The following is a 15654-nucleotide window of genomic DNA, read 5'->3' as shown; positions in this document are numbered from 1 at the left end:
AGGGCCGCTCCGGTCCCTCCTGGGAGCACGTGCCGCGCTGGCAGATCTATCTCCCGCTCGGCGTGTATCTCCTCTTCACGCTCGTCCCCTTCTACTGGATGCTGCTCTTCGCGTTCCGGCCCGCCGGATCCACCTCGCTCGTGCCGTGGCCGCTCACCTTCGACCACTTCGACAAGGTGTGGAACGAGCGGTCCTTCGCGGTCTTCTTCCAGAACAGCCTGCTCGTCGGCCTCGCCTCGATGCTGATGACGACGGTCGTGGCGCTGGCCGGCGGCTACGCGCTCGCCCGCTTCAACTTCCGGGTCAAGCGCGGCTTCATGCTCGCGCTGCTGTGCTCCCAGTTCATCCCGGGCGCCCTGATGCTGGTCCCGCTGTTCCAGATCTTCGCCAACCTGCGGATGATCAACTCGCTCGGCAGCGTCATCATCGCCGAGACCGTCTTCCAGCTGCCGCTCACGATGATCCTGATCAGCGGCTTCATCAAGAACGTCCCGTACTCGCTCGAAGAGGCCGCCTGGGTCGACGGCTGCGGGCGCTTCCGCGCGTTCTGCGCCGTCGTACTGCCGCTGCTGCGACCGGGGTTGATCGCGGTCGGTTCCTTCGCCTTCGTGCACAGCTGGAACCACTTCCTGTTCGCCCTCATGTTCCTGTCCAACCAGGACAAGCAGACGATCCCGGTCGGCCTCGCCACCCTCATGGGCGCCGACTCCGTCGACCTCGGCGCGCTCGCCGCGGGCGGTGTCGTCGCCGCGCTGCCCGTCGTGATCGTCTTCGCCTTCATCCAGAAGTGGCTCGTCACCGGGTTCAGCGCAGGGGCGGTGAAGGGATGAGGAGCCGTATGGTCCAAGTCGGCGTTGCCTGCGGCCTGTTGGTGCTGGGTGGCCTCGGGGTGTCCGGTTCCGCCGGCGCGCAGGGTGGCCGCGACATCAGCCGCGACATCAGCCGCGACATCAGCCGCGACGTGCTCGCCGCCGATGACGGCTGGGCCGCCTCCGGCACCGGTACCACCGGAGGGGCCGCCGCCGACGACGCCCACGTCACCACCGTCACCGACCGCGCGGGGCTCGCCCGCGCCCTCGACGGCGGCAGCGCCACACCCAAGATCATCAAGGTCGCGGGCACCATCGACGCCAACACCGACGCCGAAGGCGACCGCCTCTCCTGCTCCGACTACGCCACCGACGGCTACGACCTGCGGAAATACCTCGCCGCCTACGACCCGCGTACGTGGGGATCCGGCAAGCCGAGCGGCGCACAGGAGGAGGCCCGCGCCGCCTCCGCCGCCCGGCAGGCCGAGCGCGTCGTGTTCAAGGTGGGCTCCAACACGACGATCGTCGGCCTCGGTTCGAGCGCCGTCCTCAAGGGCGCCTCGCTCCAGGTCGCGGGCTCCGACAACGTCATCGTCCGCAACCTCGAACTGCGCGACGCCTACGACTGCTTCCCCGCCTGGCAGCCCAACACCGGCGGCCTCGGCGACTGGAAGACGGCGTACGACACCCTGTGGCTGAACGGCGCCACCCACGTCTGGGTCGACCACATCACCGCCTCCGACAAGGGCCACCTCGACGAGGACGAGCCCACCTACTTCGGCCGCAACTACCTGCGCCACGACGGCCTGTTGGACATCACGAACGGCGCCGACCTGGTCACCGTCTCCTGGAGCCGGTTCGCCGACCACGACAAGGCGATGCTCATCGGCAACGGGGACGGTGTCACCGGCGACCGCGACAAGCTGCGCGTCACCCTCCACCACAACGAGTTCGAGGGCGTCGTCCAGCGCGCCCCGCGCGTCCGCTTCGGCCAAGTGCACCTCTACAACAACCGCTACGTCGTCCCCGAGGAGCAGAAGGACTACCGCTACAGCGTCGGCGTCTCCACCGAGTCGCGGATCCACGCCCAGAACAACGCCTTCACGACACCGAATTACGTAGAGGTCGCCGACCTGGTCAAGAGCTGGAACGGCAGCGCCCTGCACGACGAGGGCGCCCGCTTCAACGGCTACCCGGTCGACCTCCTCGCGATCTACAACTCGTACAACTCCGGCAGCGAACGCGACCTGACGGCCGACGTCGGCTGGACGCCGACGCTGCACGGCCCGATCAGCGACGCGGCGCGCGCCGACCGGGACGTGGCGCGCGGCGCCGGAGCAGGGAGGGCCCGATGAACAACACTCCGTCCTACGTATCCGAGCCGGTCCCCGTCGTCCTCGCGGGCGCGCGTGGGCACGGGCGCTGGCACCTCAACAACATCCGGAACCTCGCGGAGGCGGGGCGGGTGCGGCTCGCGGGCGTGTGCGAGCTGCGGCCCCTTGACGCGGAGGAGCTCGCCGGGTTCGACGCCGAACGTGTCGTGCAGTCCGCCGACTTCGGGGAACTGCTCGACCGCACCGGCGCCCGGATCGCGATCATCTGCACGCCGATCCCGACGCACACGGACCTGGCGCTGACGGCGGCCGAGCGGGGTGTGCACCTGCTCCTGGAGAAGCCGCCCGCGCCGTCATATATGGAATACGAGCGGATGGCGGCCGGGGTGGCCGCGGCGGGGATCGCCTGTCAGGTCGGTTTCCAGTCGCTCGGCTCGCATGCGGTGTCTCATATACGAGATCTCGTACGCGACGGCCTCATCGGCGAGCCCCTCGGCATCGGCGCCGCCGGAGCCTGGGCCCGCGACGAGGACTACTACCGCCGCGCCCCCTGGGCCGGCCACCGCCGCCTCCCCGCCACCGGCGGCACGGGCGGCGCCGGCCGCACGGTCGACGTCGTCGACGGCGTGCTCACCAACCCGCTCGCCCACGCCGTCGCCACCTCCCTCGCCCTCGACGGCGCGACCGGCGGCGCCGACCTCACCGCCATCCACACCGAGCTGTACCGCGCCAACGACATCGAGGCCGACGACACCTCGTACGTCGAGCTGACCACCCGTACCGGTTCGCGCGTCACCGTCGCGGCGACGCTCTGCGCCGAGCAGGCCGACGAGCCGTACGTCGTGGTGCACGGCAGCCGGGGCCGGATCACGTTCTGGTACAAGCAGGACCGCGTCCTCGTGCAGCGCGCGGGGCACGGCCCGGACGAGACGGTGCACGGGCGCACCGACCTCCTCGCCAACCTCCTCGACCACCTCGCCACCGACGGCGCGACGCCGCTGCTCGTGCCGCCCGCCGCGACCGGCGCGTTCATGCGCGTCGTCGAGGCGATCCGGCAGGCGCCCGACCCGGTGGCGCTGCCCGACGACGCGTGGAGCCGGGTGCCGGCCGACCGGCCGGGAGCCGTGCGCCGTGTCGTGCACGGCGCCGACGGGCTCGTCGCGGCGAGCGCCGACACCCTCACCGGCTATGCGGGGCTCGGCGCGTTCTGGGCCCGCGCGGAAGCGGAGGCCGCGTCATGACCCGCACCGTGAACGGCCTCATCGCCGCGCCGCTGACGCTGAGCTGCGCGGGCCGCCCCGTCGCCCGCTACGAACTGCGCCCGGAGGTCGACCCGAGGCTCTCCCCGCGCCCCGCCCTGCACCCGGTGACGACGCTCGCCGGCACCCCGGTCACCGAGTTCGCGCCCGCCGACCACGCGCACCACCTCGGCGTTGGCGTCGCCGTGCCGGACGTCGCCGGGCACAACTTCTGGGGCGGCCGCACCTACGTACGCGGTCAGGGGCCGACCGAGCTGGACAACCACGGCGAGCAGCGGCACCGCGAGTTCAAGCTGTGCGACCCGGACGGTTTCGTGCAGGACCTGGACTGGCGCACCGGCGGCACGGGCGCGACCCTGCTGCGCGAGCGCCGCACGGTAGCGGTCACCCAACTCGCGGACGACGCCTGGTCGTTGGACTTCACCTTCTCGCTCACCAACCCGTCCGACGACGAGCTGACCATCGGCAGCCCCGCCACGAACGGCCGCCCCGGCGCCGCGTACGGGGGCTTCTTCTGGCGCGCGCCGAAGGAGGCGTCGGCGCCGACCGTGTTCACGGCCGACGCCCAGGGCGAGCCCGCGGTCCACGGCCGCCCCGCCGACTGGCTCGCCATGGCGGGGGAGCGCTGGACCCTCGTCTTCGCGGGCGCCACCGCCGAGACCCGCCGCGACCCGTGGTTCGTCCGCACCGAGGAGTACCCGGGCGTCGGCTCCTCCCTCGCGTCCGCGTCCCGCCTCGCCATCGCCCCCGGCGCCACCGCCGTACGCCGCGTGGTCACGGTCGTCGCCGACGGCACCCTCGACCGCGAACGGGCGGCGACCCTGGTCCGCAAGGCGGTGGCCGCATGAGCGCCGCGCCGTGCGGAACGGGCCGCCGGGGACCGCGTGCCCGTGACCGGGGGTTCGGCGCGTGCCGAGCCCGCGTGCCCGCCGTCGTCGGCGGAGCCGGCCGGGCGTGGAGCGCTCGGTCGGGGCGAGGGGCGGTGGCCGCATGAGCAGCGCGCCGCGCACCACCACACGCCGAGCCCTGCCAACCGGTGACCTCGGGGACGGGACGTACCGCAACCCCGTGCTCGCCGCCGACTGGTCCGACCCCGACGTGGTCCGGGTCGGGGACGACTTCTATCTGACCGCCTCCAGCTTCGGCCGGGTCCCGGGGCTGCCGCTCCTGCACTCCCGCGACCTCGTCAACTGGACGCTCGTCGGGCACGCCCTCGACCGGCTCGAACCGGCCGAGGCGTTCGCGACGCCGCGCCACGACTGCGGGGTGTGGGCGCCGTCGATCCGGCACCACGACGGCCGCTTCTGGATCTTCTGGGGCGACCCGGACCACGGCGTCCAGCAGGTCAACGCCCCCTCCATACACGGGCCTTGGACGGAACCGCACCTGCTCAAGGCGGGCAAGGGGCTCATCGACGTCTGCCCGCTGTGGGACGAGGAGACCGGCGAGGCGTACCTCGTGCACGCCTACGCGAAGTCCCGCGCCGGCATCAAGAACCGCCTCACCGGCCACCGCATGTCACCCGACGGCACCGAACTCCTCGACGAGGGACGGGTGTTGATCGACGGGGACCGCATACCCGGCTGGTTCACCCTCGAAGGCCCCAAGGCCTACCGGCACGACGGCTGGTTCTGGATCCTCGCCCCGGCGGGCGGCGTGGAGACCGGCTGGCAGGGCGCCTTCCGCTCCCGCTCGTTCTTCGGACCCTACGAGGAGCGGGTCGTGCTCGAACAGGGCGACACCGACGTCAACGGTCCCCACCAGGGCGGATGGGTGCGCACGGCGGCCGGGGAGGACTGGTTCCTGCACTTCCAGCAGCGCGGCCCGTACGGGCGGGTGGTGCATCTGCAACCCATGCGCTGGGACGAACGGGGCTGGCCGGTCATCGGCGACGACGGCGCCCCCGTCGACGTACACGACAAGCCCGCGCTGCCGCCGCACCCGGTGGCCGCGCCCGCGACCGACGACGATTTCCCCGGCGGGAACTTCGGCCCGCAGTGGCAGTGGACGGCCAACTCCCGCGCACAGTGGGTCGGTTCACGGTCCGGCGGCGACGCGGACGGCCTGCACCTCACCTGCGTGCCCTCCGCCGACGGCGTCCGCGACCTGCGCCGCGTACCGCACCTGCTGACCCAGCGGCTGCCGCTGCTGCCGAGCCGCGTGACCGTCGACCTCCGCCTCGACGCCACAACTCCCGGCGCCCGCGCGGGACTTGTGGTGCTCGGCGACGCGTACTCCTGGATCGGCCTCGAACGCGGCGCGGACGGCGCGGCCCACGTGGTGCACCGGTTCGCCGAGACCACCGCCGAAGCGGAGCGGGACGCGGCGCACCCGCGCGAGGCGCCGGACGGGACGGCCCGGCTGCGGATCGACATCGCCGAAGGGGCCCGCTGCCGCTTCTCCGTCGACACCGGCGACGGCTTCCGGCGCTCGGGACAGGTGTTCGCCGCGCAGCCCTGGCGCTGGGTCGGCGCCCTCCTCGGCCTGTTCGCGGCGGCACCCCCAGGGACCCCGGACGAAACCGGTCCTCAGGCCACCGGCACCGCCCGGTTCACGCACTTCCACCTCACCACCCTCCAGTTGGATCCAGAAGAAGAGAGCCGATCATGAACATCCGTACACGCAGATCCGCGCTGCGCGGCGGCACCGCCGTCGCCATCTCCGTCGTCCTCGCCCTCACCGCCACCGCCTGCGGCGACGACGGCGGCGGCGCGGGCGACTCCAAGGGGACCGAGGGCTCCGGCAAGGGTGAGATCACCTTCTGGGACAACAACACGGCCGTGCGCCGCGACGTCTGGCAGGAGATCATCAAGGACTTCGAGAAGAAGAACCCGGACATCAAGGTCAAGTACGTCGGCATCCCCGCCGAGAACGTGCAGTCCAAGTACGACACCGCCATCCAGGGCGGCGGACTGCCCGACGTCGGCGGCATCGGCACCGCGATGCTCGCCGGAGTCGCCGCGCAGGACGCCCTCGAACCGCTCGACGAGCGGATCGCGACGAGCTCGCTCAACGGCAAGCTCAACGACGCGTTCATGGAGTCGGTGAAGTCGGCGGGCGCGGGCGACAAGCTGTACGAGCTGCCGACCTCCGCCAACAACGGCGTCCTCTACTACCGCACCGACCTGTTCAAGAAGGCCGGCCTGGACGCGCCGACGACCTGGGACAAGTTCTTCGACTCGGCGGCCAAGCTCACCAACACCGGCAAGAACGAGTTCGGTTACACCATCCGCGGCGGCGAGGGCTCCATCGCGCAGGCCCTCGACGCCATGTACGGGCAGAGCGGCATCACCTCGTTCTGGGACAAGAACAACGAGAAGACCACGGTCAACGACCCCAAGAACGTGGCCGCCCTTGAGAAGTACGCCGGGCTCTACAAGAAGGCCACGCCGTCCGCCGACGTGAACAACGACTTCACGAAGATGGTCGCGCAGTTCGACAGCGGCAAGATCGGCATGCTGAGCCACAACCTCGGCTCGTACGGCGACCACGTGAAGGCGTTCGGGGACAAGTTCCGCGGCATCCCGAACCCGACAGGGCCGGGCGACAACCGCGTGCAGGTCTCCAACCCGGTCGACGGGCTCGGCCTGTTCAAGTCGAGCAAGAACAAGGCGGCCGCCTGGAAGTTCATGGAGTTCGCCGCGTCCCACGCGGAGAACAGCAAGTGGAACGAGTCGGCCAAGCAGATCCCGGCCAACAACGAGGCCGCCAAGGACGCCTGGGTGCAGGAGTCCGAGTCGACCAAGCTGGCCGCCGAGGCCCTGCGGTCCGGTTCCACGAAGATCGTGCAGCTGCCGTACTACCTGCCCGACTGGAACACCATCTCCAAGGCCGACAACGAGGACGACCTCCAGAAGGTCCTGCTTGGCAAGACGACGGCCAAGGCCTTCCTCGACTCGCTCGCCGACCAGCTGAACAAGGCGCAGTCCGAGTGGAAGCAGCAGGCCAACTAACCGCCACTGGTTGCCTGTTCACCCCTGATACCGGGTCGGCGGCGGGACGCCCGAAAAGCCCCGCGGCTCCCGCCGCCGACCCCACCAGCCACCTTCTTGAGAGGACGGCACCTCGCCGTGTCGACCACCCGCAGAGCAACCCTGGCCGCCCTCGCCTCCCTGCCGCTCGCGGCGGCCACCCTCACCTCCCCGGCCTCGGCCGCCACCACCACCCGGGACGACCGCCGCCGCACCCTCTTCATCGCGGGCGACTCCACCGCCGCCCAGAAGTACCTCGACGCCAAGCCCGAGTCCGGCTGGGGAACGGCCCTCCCGTTCTTCCTCGCCGACCGCGTCCGGGTCGCCAACCACGCGGTCAACGGCCGCAGTTCGAAGAGCTTCGCCGACGAGGGCCGCCTCGACACGCTCCTCGCCGCGATCCGCCCCGGCGACCTCCTCCTCGTCCAGTTCGCGCACAACGACGAGAAGAGCGCCGACCCCACCCGCTACACCGAGCCCTGGTCGACGTACCAGGAGTATCTGAAGCTCTACGTCGACGGGGCGCGGGCCAAGGGCGCACGCCCGGTCCTCGCCACCTCCGTGGAACGCAGAAAGTTCGACGCGAGCGGCAACTCCCTGCCCACCCACGGCGACTACCCGGCGTCGATGCGCGCCCTCGCCGAGGAGGAGGGCGTCGCGCTGCTCGACCTCCAGGCGCTGTCCCTCGCCCTCTGGCAGAAGCTCGGCGTCGAGGGCACGAAGACGTACTTCAACTGGACCGCGACGGAGCAGGACAACACGCACTTCAACCCGCCGGGCGCGATCGCCGTGGCCCGCCTCGTCGCGACCGAACTGCTCGCCCGCGAGGTCCTTCCCGCCCGCGACGTGCGCCGCACGGACGAGCTCGACGAGCTGGACCCGGCGTGGCAGTCCCGCCTGACGTGGCTGTCGGGCACAACTCCCGCCTGACACGCCCCCGTTGCACTTAGAGGAGCCGCACAGTGAGAGCACACCGGAAGAGCAAGATGAGATACGGGATCGCCGCGGCCGGCATCGCCGGCAGCACCGCCGTCGTCCTCGCCGTCACCGGCACGGTCGGCACCGCGGGCGCCGCCGAGACCCGGGGCCGCGACCTCGCCCGCCAGACCCTCGCCGAGGGCGACGGCTGGGCCTCCGCCACCACCGGCACCACGGGCGGCGCCGCGGCGGACGCCGCGCACACCTACACCGTCACCACGTGGGCCGAGCTGAAGGCCGCCTTCGCCGACGGCGGCACCGCAGCCAAGCTGATCAAGGTCAAGGGCACCCTCGACGCCGACGGCTCCACCTGCGACGAATTCGCCGCCGACGGCTACGACTTCGACCAGTACCTCTCCGATTACGACCCGGCCACCTGGGGCTACGACAAGGAGGTGGCGGGCGCCCAGGAGGACCTCCGCGCCGCCTCCGCCGCCGCCCAGGCCAAGGCCATCAAGGCGAACGTCCCCGCCAACACCACGCTCATCGGCGTCGGCAAGAACCCCGGCATCGTCGGTGGCAGCCTCCAGATCAACGGCGTCGACAACGTCATCGTCCGCGGCCTCACCCTGGAGTCCCCGCTCGACTGCTTCCCGCAGTGGGACCCCACGGACGGCGACACCGGCAACTGGAACTCCGAGTACGACGCGGCGGTCGTCTACAACTCCACGCACGTCTGGCTCGACCACAACGCCTTCACCGACGGCGCCCACCCCGACTCGACCCTCCCCACCTACTACGGCCGCGTCTACCAGCAGCACGACGGCGAGCTGGACATCGTCAAGGGCGCCGACTACGTGACCGCGTCCTGGAACGTCTTCGCCGACCACGACAAGACGCTGATGATCGGCAACAGCAACAGCGCGTCCGCCACCGACCGCGGCAGACTCCGCGTCACCCTGCACCACAACCTCTTCAAGAACCTCGTCGAACGCGCCCCACGCGTCCGCTTCGGCCAGGTCGACGTCTACAACAACTCCTACGTCGGCAACGCGGACTACGCCTACTCCTTCGGCGTCGGCTTCGAGTCCCAGCTCTACGCCGAGAAGAACGCCTTCACGCTCCCGAAGGACGTCGCCCCCTCCGCCGTCCTGCACCGCTGGGACGACTATCCGGTGACCTCCACCGACAACCAGGTCAACGGCAAGGCCGTCGACCTGATCGCCGCGTACAACACCGCCAACCCCACCACCCAGATCCGCACGGACGCGGGCTGGAAGCCGACCCTGCGCACGACGGTCCACCCGGCGAAGGCGGTTCCGACGGTGGTGTCGCGAGGCGCGGGCCCGGACCGCCTCAGGTAGTTCCCATGGGCCCGGCGGCGTGTGCCGGGCCCATCTCGGACTCATCGGCGGTGATCGACCAGAAAATCAAGCCCCGCCGGCGATTGAGGCGCGGGGTCCGGGGCAGCGCCCCGCGACGTGCACCAATCGCCGGCCCCCATCCCCCGGAGCCGCACCATGCCCACACCCATCCCCAGACGCACATTCCTCGCGGCAGCGGGAGCCGCGGCAGGCGCCGCGACCCTCACCGCAACCCCGGCCCACGCCACCCCCACCCCCTTCGGCCGCTACGGGTCACCAAAACACCGCCTCACCCCCACCACCCGCTACGTAGACCCCCGCGGCGCCGGTGACCACACCACGGTCCAGGCCGCCGTAACCGCGGCGGCAACCACCCCCGCCGCCACCCTCGTCCTCGCCCCCGGCACCTACCGGGAAACGGTCTCCGTCCCGGCCACGGCCACCGGCATGACCTGGCTCGGCACCACCGCCGACCCCCGCGACACCGTCATCGTCTACGACAACGCCGCCGGCACCCCGAAACCCGACGCCTCCGGAGGCACCTACGGCACCACCGGCTCCGCCACCGTCACCCTCCGCCCCGACGGTTTCACCGCCCACCACCTCACCTTCGCCAACGACTGGCTGCGCGCGGACCATCCGGAGTTCACCGGAACCCAGGCCGTCGCGGTCAAGGTCATGGGTGACCGCTCGGCGTTCCACCAGTGCCGCTTCCTCGGCCACCAGGACACCCTGTACGCGGACACCACCGCCCTCACCGCCTTCGCCCGCCAGTACTTCCACGACTGCTACGTCGAGGGCGACGTCGACTTCGTCTTCGGGCGCGGCACCGCCGTCTTCGAACGCTGCCACTTCCACACCCTCGACCGCACCGACCTGACCTCGGCCCCCTACGGCTTCGTCTTCGCCCCGTCCACGGCGGGCGCCAACCCCCGCGGCTTCCTGGTCACCCGGGGCCGTATCAGCTCCACGGCCCCGGACACGTACTACAAACTGGCCCGCCCCTGGGTCCCCAGCTCGGACCCGACCGCGCACCCCTCCCTCGTCGTCCGCGACTCGCTGCTCGGCCCCGGCATCGACCCGGCCGCCCCCTACACCAACATGTCGAACACCTACCCCTGGCAGGAGCAACGCTTCGCGGAGTACCGCAACGTCGGCCCCGGCGCCGCGACCCCCACCCCCGAGAACCGCCCCCAACTCACCGCCTCCGAAGCAGAATCCGCCACCCGAACCGCCTACCTCGGCGACTGGACCCCGACCACGAAGGCCCTCCGATGATCGCCCGCCGCACGCTCCTCACCGCGGCCTCGGCGGCCCTCGCCACCACCACCTTCGCCGCCGCGAAACCAGGCCCCCGCGCCCTCCACGTCCGCCCCGGCGACTCGCTCCAGGCAGCCGTGGACGCGGTCGCCGGACGACCGCACCGGACCATCGTCATCCACCCGGGCGCGTATCGCGAGCCGATCCAAGTCCACTCCGCCACCCCCGACTTGACGATCCGCGGCCTCCCCGGCACCGACCCCCGCCGCACCGTCATCGTCTACGACAACGCCAACGGCACCCCGAAACCCGACGGCTCCGGCACCTACGGCACCGCCGGCTCCGCCACCTTCACCTCCGCCGCCCCCGGCCTCACCGTCCGCGACCTCACCCTCGCCAACGACTGGCTGCGCGCGGACCACCCGGAGTACACCGGCACCCAGGCGGTCGCCGCGTATGTGACGGGCGACCGGACCCGCTTCGAGAACGTCCGCCTCCTCGGCCACCAGGACACCCTCTTCGCCGACACCACCACCCTCGACGCCTTCGACCGCCAGTACTTCCGCGACTGCTGCATCGAGGGCGACGTCGACTTCGTCTTCGGCCGCGGCACCGCCGTCTTCGAGCGCTGCCACTTCCGCACGCTCGCCCGCGCCGTCGACTTCACCCCGAAGGGCATGGTCTTCGCCCCGGCCACCGCCCGCGCCAACCCGCACGGATTCCTGGCCACCCGCTGCCGCTTCACCTCCGGCGCCGAGGACGGAGCGTACAAACTCGCCCGCCCCTGGGTCCCCTCGTACGAGACGACGGCCCGGCCCTCCCTCGTCGTACGGGACTCCTGGCTCGGCCCCGGCATCGACCCGGTCGCCCCGTACACGAACATGCGTGACGCGTACCCGTGGCAGACCATGCGCTTCGCGGAGTACTCCAACTCCGGCCCCGGAGCGGCGATTTCGGTCCCGGCCAACCGCCCGCAACTCACCCCCGAGGACGCCGCGACGCACACCCCCGAGACGTACCTCGGAGACTGGAGGCCGTATGCGTGAGACGTCACCGACCCCCATGGGCCGCCGCGGCTTCGTGACCGGGGCCGCCGCCGCGGCGCTCGCCACGGCCTCCGGGGCCGGCGGCGCGGGCCGGGCGCAGGCCGCCGAACTCGTCGGCGGCAACCTCCCCGACTTCCACCCCCTCCTCAAACACGAACTCAACTACCCCCTCGCCTGGGGCAGTTCACCCATCCGCGACTTCGGTACCTGGCGGCGAGCCGCCCGCGCCAAGGTCGAGGAACTGCTCCTCGTCGACAGCCAGGACGACGTCCCGTACGCGCCGCACTTCGGCGAGGAGTCCCAAGGCGACGGATTCACCGGCCAGTTGCTCGACGTCTCCCTCACCCGCTACGAACGCGTCCGCGGCGCCCTGCTCACCCCGCACGGCACCGGCCCCTTCCCGGCCGTGCTGCTCCTGCACGACCACGGCGCCAAGTTCGACATCGGCAAGGAGAAGTTCGTCCGCCCCTGGTACGACGACACCCGCCTCGCCTCCGCGCAGGCGTGGGCGGACAAGTACTTCACCGGCCGCTTCGTCGGCGACGAACTCGCGCGCCGCGGCTACGTCGTGCTCTGCCTCGACGCGTACGGCTGGGGCGACCGCGGACCCGTCACGTACGACCAACAGCAGGCCCTGGCCGGCAACTTCTACAACCTGGGCTCGTCCCTGGCCGGACTCATGGCCCGCGAGGACGCCCGCGCCGCCGGCTTCCTCGCCGGACTCGACCGCGTCGACCGGCGCCGCGTCGCCGCCGTCGGCTTCTCCATGGGCGGCTACCGCGCCTGGCAGACGGCCGCGCTCAGCGACTCCGTCGCGGCGGCCGTCAGCGTCTGCTGGATGACGGGCCTGAAGGAAATGATGGTGCCCGGCAACAACACGCTGCGCGGCCAGTCCTCGTACTACATGCTCCACCCCGGCCTCGCCCGCCACCTCGACATCCCGGACGTCGCGAGCATCGCCGCACCCCGCCCGATGTACTTCCTCGACGGCGCGGACGACACGCTGTTCACCGCCGAGGGCGTCGAGGCGGCGTACACGCGCATGCGTACCGTTTGGCGTTCCCGGCACGCGGGCGACCGGCTGCGCACCGAGACCTGGCCCGGCCTCGGCCATGTCTTCGTCGAGTCGATGCAGGACGCGGTGTTCGACTGGCTGGACGCGACACTCTCCCGCGACTCCGGCTAGCACCAGAACCGTCAGAAGGGCCCTAGCCCAGGTACCACAGCATGCACGTCACACCCAGCAGCACCACTCCCGCCAGCGTCAGCGCCGCGCCCAGCAGTCGCAGATAGCCCACCGGGGCCGAGCTGCGGACGTCCAGTGCCCAGCTCAGGCCGGCCCCGATGGCGATGAGTCCGCCCACGACGAAGAAACCGAGGAGTACGGGGGAGGTGGCGCGTGCGCCTGCGGCGAGCGGCAGGAGGCGTGTCGGGGTCACGGTTCGACCCTAGAAGGGAGGATTCAAGGCAGGGTCAACACGGCGCCATGCCGGGGCAATGGTCCGTTCCAGGTATGTCTGTATCGATCGGGTAAAGCCGGTCGCGGGGCGTCATGTGATGCGCGTAGACATGCGTCCACCTGCACAATGTCCCCCGTCCAAGACGGCCGCCCCGGCCGTCACGGCCAGAAACGGATCACGTCACCGATGCGCAAGCGCCACCTCGCCGCCGCCACCGCGACGGTCGCTTCCCTCGCACTCGCCGGCATCGTCACCGCCGGTTCCGCCGACGCCGGCTCCACCGACGACCGTGCCACCGCCGAGCCGCACAACATCGGCCTCCTCACCAAGGAGATCGACTCCTACTACGGCGCGAAGCAGGACGCCGACGGCGTCTGGCAGGCCTCGCCCGACAGCCCGTACGCCGACGACCTCGCCCGGATCGAGCGGGGCGCGAAGCGGCAGATCGCGAAGGCCGCCAAGGCGTACCACGGCAAGGGCGACAAGCCCGCCATCGTCTTCGACATCGACGACACGCTGCTGCTCAGCCTCGACTACGAGAAGAAGACCAACTACGTCTACAACGACGCCAGTTGGAAGGAGTACGTCGGCAAGGCGGACCGCCCGGCGGTCTTCGGCACGCCCGAACTCATCCGGTACGCCGAGGCCAAGGGCGTCGAGGTCTTCTACAACTCCGGGCTCGGCGAGACCCAGCGCGCCGCCGCCGTGGAGAACCTCAAGAAGGTCGGCATCGACGTCAACCTCGACAAGGACCACGTCTACCTCAAGGACAAGGCCGACCCGCCCGCCTACCTCGACGACTGCGCCACGGCCGCCGCCTGGAAGTGCACCACGGTCCAGTACAAGGCGGGCACGCGCGAGCACATCGAGTCCCTCGGCTACGACATCGTCGGCAACTTCGGCGACCAGTACTCCGACCTCCAGGGCGGCCACGCGGACAAGACGTACAAGCTCCCGAACCCGACGTACTACGTGGAGTAGGCCACCGGCGCCGTCCTGTGCGACGGCAACCTTTCCTCCGGCCGGTGACCACCTACGGGCGGCACCAACCCCCAGGAAAGGACCCCACGTGCGCACCTTGGCACGCCACCGACGCGCCCGCGCCGTCCCGATCGCCGTCGCCACGGCGGTCGCGGCCGGTGCGGGCGGCCTCTACCTCGGCCTCCAGACGGGCGACGCCCAAGCGGCGACCACGGTCACGGTCTCGACGACCGCGCAACTGGAGTCGGCCGTCGCCGGCGCCGCCGCGGGCACCACCATCCAGGTCCGCGCCGGCACGTACTACCCGACGGCCACCCTCAAGTCCACGGCGAACGGCACCGGTTCGGCCCCCATCACGCTCGCCGCGTACGGCGGCGAGAAGGTGCGGATCGACGGCTCGAAGCTCCCCGACGGATCCTGGCTCGCGGGCATCTACGGCGACTACTGGACCGTCCAGAACCTCACCTTCCAGAACGCCCCGGCCCAGGGCTTCGTCGCCACATCCTCCGTCGGCGGGATCTTCAAGAACCTCGTCACCGCGAACAACGGCGACTCCGGATTCACGCTGCGCGGCGACGGCACGACGAACAACCTCGTGCAGAACCTGGACAGTTACGGAAACTACGACCCGGCGGGCCACGGCCAGAACGCGGACGGCCTCGCCGTGAAGTTCGGCTCCGGCGCCGGAAACAGGATCACCGGCGCCCGCCTCTACAACAACTCCGATGACGGCGCCGACCTCTGGCAGTTCTCCTCACCGGTCACCATCGAGCACACCTGGGCCTTCGGCAACGGCAAGAACCGCTGGAACGACACCGCCTTCGAAGGCAACGGCAACGGCTTCAAACTCGGTGGCGGCGGCGCCACCGTCGCCCACGTCGTCAACAACAACGCCGCCTGGGACAACACCCTCCACGGCTTCACCGAGAACTCCAACACCGGAGCCGTCGCCGCCAACCGCAACACCGCCTACGCCAACGCGCAGACCGGCTTCTACTTCGCCACGGGCACGGCGAAACTCGGCCGGAACCTGTCCGTCTCCAACGGCGGCGGCAAGGCGAACCTGGGCCCGAACACCACGTCGTACATGAACAGTTGGGACGCGGGCGTGACCACCCCCGCCTTCCGCTCGACGGGCGCGACCACCTGCTACGCGGCCCGCCGGGCGGACGGCTCGCTGCCGGTGACGACGTTCCTGACCACGGGCTCCACGACGATCGGCGCGACGATGGACTGAGACGCCGCACGGCGC

General features: G+C 71.1%; 14 protein-coding genes. 13 read left to right on the top strand and 1 reads right to left on the bottom strand.

All coding sequences use genetic code 11. From position 1 onward, the window contains the following. Positions 1-29: 29 nt before the first annotated feature. The 11 genes from RBJ65_RS41385 to RBJ65_RS41335 all read left to right on the top strand — a co-directional run bounded on the left by RBJ65_RS41385 (position 30) and on the right by RBJ65_RS41335 (position 13147). Positions 30-830, top strand: a complete 801-nt coding sequence (locus tag RBJ65_RS41385; protein ID WP_306322530.1) for a carbohydrate ABC transporter permease — start codon at positions 30-32, stop codon at positions 828-830. An 8-nt stretch (positions 831-838) separates the two neighbouring features. Continuing rightward, positions 839-2164, top strand: a complete 1326-nt coding sequence (locus RBJ65_RS41380; protein ID WP_306322507.1) for a polysaccharide lyase family 1 protein — start codon at positions 839-841, stop codon at positions 2162-2164. After that, positions 2161-3384 carry a Gfo/Idh/MocA family protein gene (locus tag RBJ65_RS41375; protein ID WP_306322506.1) on the top strand — a complete coding sequence of 408 codons (1224 nt, stop codon included), beginning with the start codon at positions 2161-2163 and terminating at the stop codon, positions 3382-3384. Before RBJ65_RS41380 ends, RBJ65_RS41375 begins: the two co-directional genes overlap by 4 nt. Beyond that, the gene (locus RBJ65_RS41370) at positions 3381-4250 is read left to right on the top strand and encodes a PmoA family protein (protein ID WP_306322505.1); all 870 of its coding nucleotides are present in this window, start codon (positions 3381-3383) and stop codon (positions 4248-4250) included. Before RBJ65_RS41375 ends, RBJ65_RS41370 begins: the two co-directional genes overlap by 4 nt. A 142-nt stretch (positions 4251-4392) precedes the next feature. Further along, positions 4393-6012, top strand: coding sequence for a glycoside hydrolase 43 family protein (locus tag RBJ65_RS41365; protein WP_306322504.1), 1620 nt, complete (start codon positions 4393-4395; stop codon positions 6010-6012). Then, positions 6009-7355, top strand: a complete 1347-nt coding sequence (locus tag RBJ65_RS41360; protein WP_306322503.1) for a sugar ABC transporter substrate-binding protein — start codon at positions 6009-6011, stop codon at positions 7353-7355. The genes RBJ65_RS41365 and RBJ65_RS41360 overlap by 4 nt, the downstream gene beginning before the upstream one ends. A gap of 117 nt (positions 7356-7472) precedes the next feature. Next, the gene (locus RBJ65_RS41355) at positions 7473-8303 is read left to right on the top strand and encodes a rhamnogalacturonan acetylesterase (protein WP_306322502.1); all 831 of its coding nucleotides are present in this window, start codon (positions 7473-7475) and stop codon (positions 8301-8303) included. Positions 8304-8359: 56 nt separating this feature from the next. After that, positions 8360-9655, top strand: coding sequence for a polysaccharide lyase family 1 protein (locus RBJ65_RS41350; RefSeq protein WP_306322529.1), 1296 nt, complete (start codon positions 8360-8362; stop codon positions 9653-9655). A 156-nt stretch (positions 9656-9811) separates the two neighbouring features. Then, entirely contained in the window at positions 9812-10933 is a 1122-nt protein-coding gene (locus tag RBJ65_RS41345; protein ID WP_306322501.1) for a pectinesterase family protein, read from the top strand. Beyond that, positions 10930-11961 carry a pectinesterase family protein gene (locus RBJ65_RS41340; protein ID WP_372341407.1) on the top strand — a complete coding sequence of 344 codons (1032 nt, stop codon included), beginning with the start codon at positions 10930-10932 and terminating at the stop codon, positions 11959-11961. The genes RBJ65_RS41345 and RBJ65_RS41340 overlap by 4 nt, the downstream gene beginning before the upstream one ends. Beyond that, positions 11954-13147, top strand: a complete 1194-nt coding sequence (locus tag RBJ65_RS41335) for a dienelactone hydrolase family protein (protein WP_306322500.1) — start codon at positions 11954-11956, stop codon at positions 13145-13147. Before RBJ65_RS41340 ends, RBJ65_RS41335 begins: the two co-directional genes overlap by 8 nt. Before the next feature lie 22 nt (positions 13148-13169). On the opposite strand, the gene RBJ65_RS41330 is transcribed toward RBJ65_RS41335, so the two are convergent. Beyond that, positions 13170-13400 carry a hypothetical protein gene (locus tag RBJ65_RS41330; RefSeq protein ID WP_306322499.1) on the bottom strand — a complete coding sequence of 77 codons (231 nt, stop codon included), beginning with the start codon at positions 13398-13400 and terminating at the stop codon, positions 13170-13172. 207 nt (positions 13401-13607) lie between these two features. On the opposite strand from RBJ65_RS41330, the gene RBJ65_RS41325 reads away from it, so the two are divergent. Beyond that, complete coding sequence (locus RBJ65_RS41325) at positions 13608-14402, top strand: HAD family acid phosphatase (protein WP_306322498.1); 795 nt, start codon at positions 13608-13610, stop codon at positions 14400-14402. An 88-nt stretch (positions 14403-14490) separates the two neighbouring features. Continuing rightward, on the top strand, positions 14491-15639 hold the full coding sequence (locus RBJ65_RS41320) for a right-handed parallel beta-helix repeat-containing protein (protein ID WP_306322497.1): 1149 nt from the start codon (positions 14491-14493) through the stop codon (positions 15637-15639). Positions 15640-15654: the final 15 nt, after the last annotated feature.

The sequence above is a fragment of the Streptomyces sp. KL109B genome (assembly GCF_030766935.1).
In the GTDB taxonomy this organism is placed as follows: domain Bacteria; phylum Actinomycetota; class Actinomycetes; order Streptomycetales; family Streptomycetaceae; genus Streptomyces.
The sequence above is the reverse complement of the archived record's forward strand: the minus strand, read 5'-3'. Positions and strand labels throughout refer to the sequence as shown.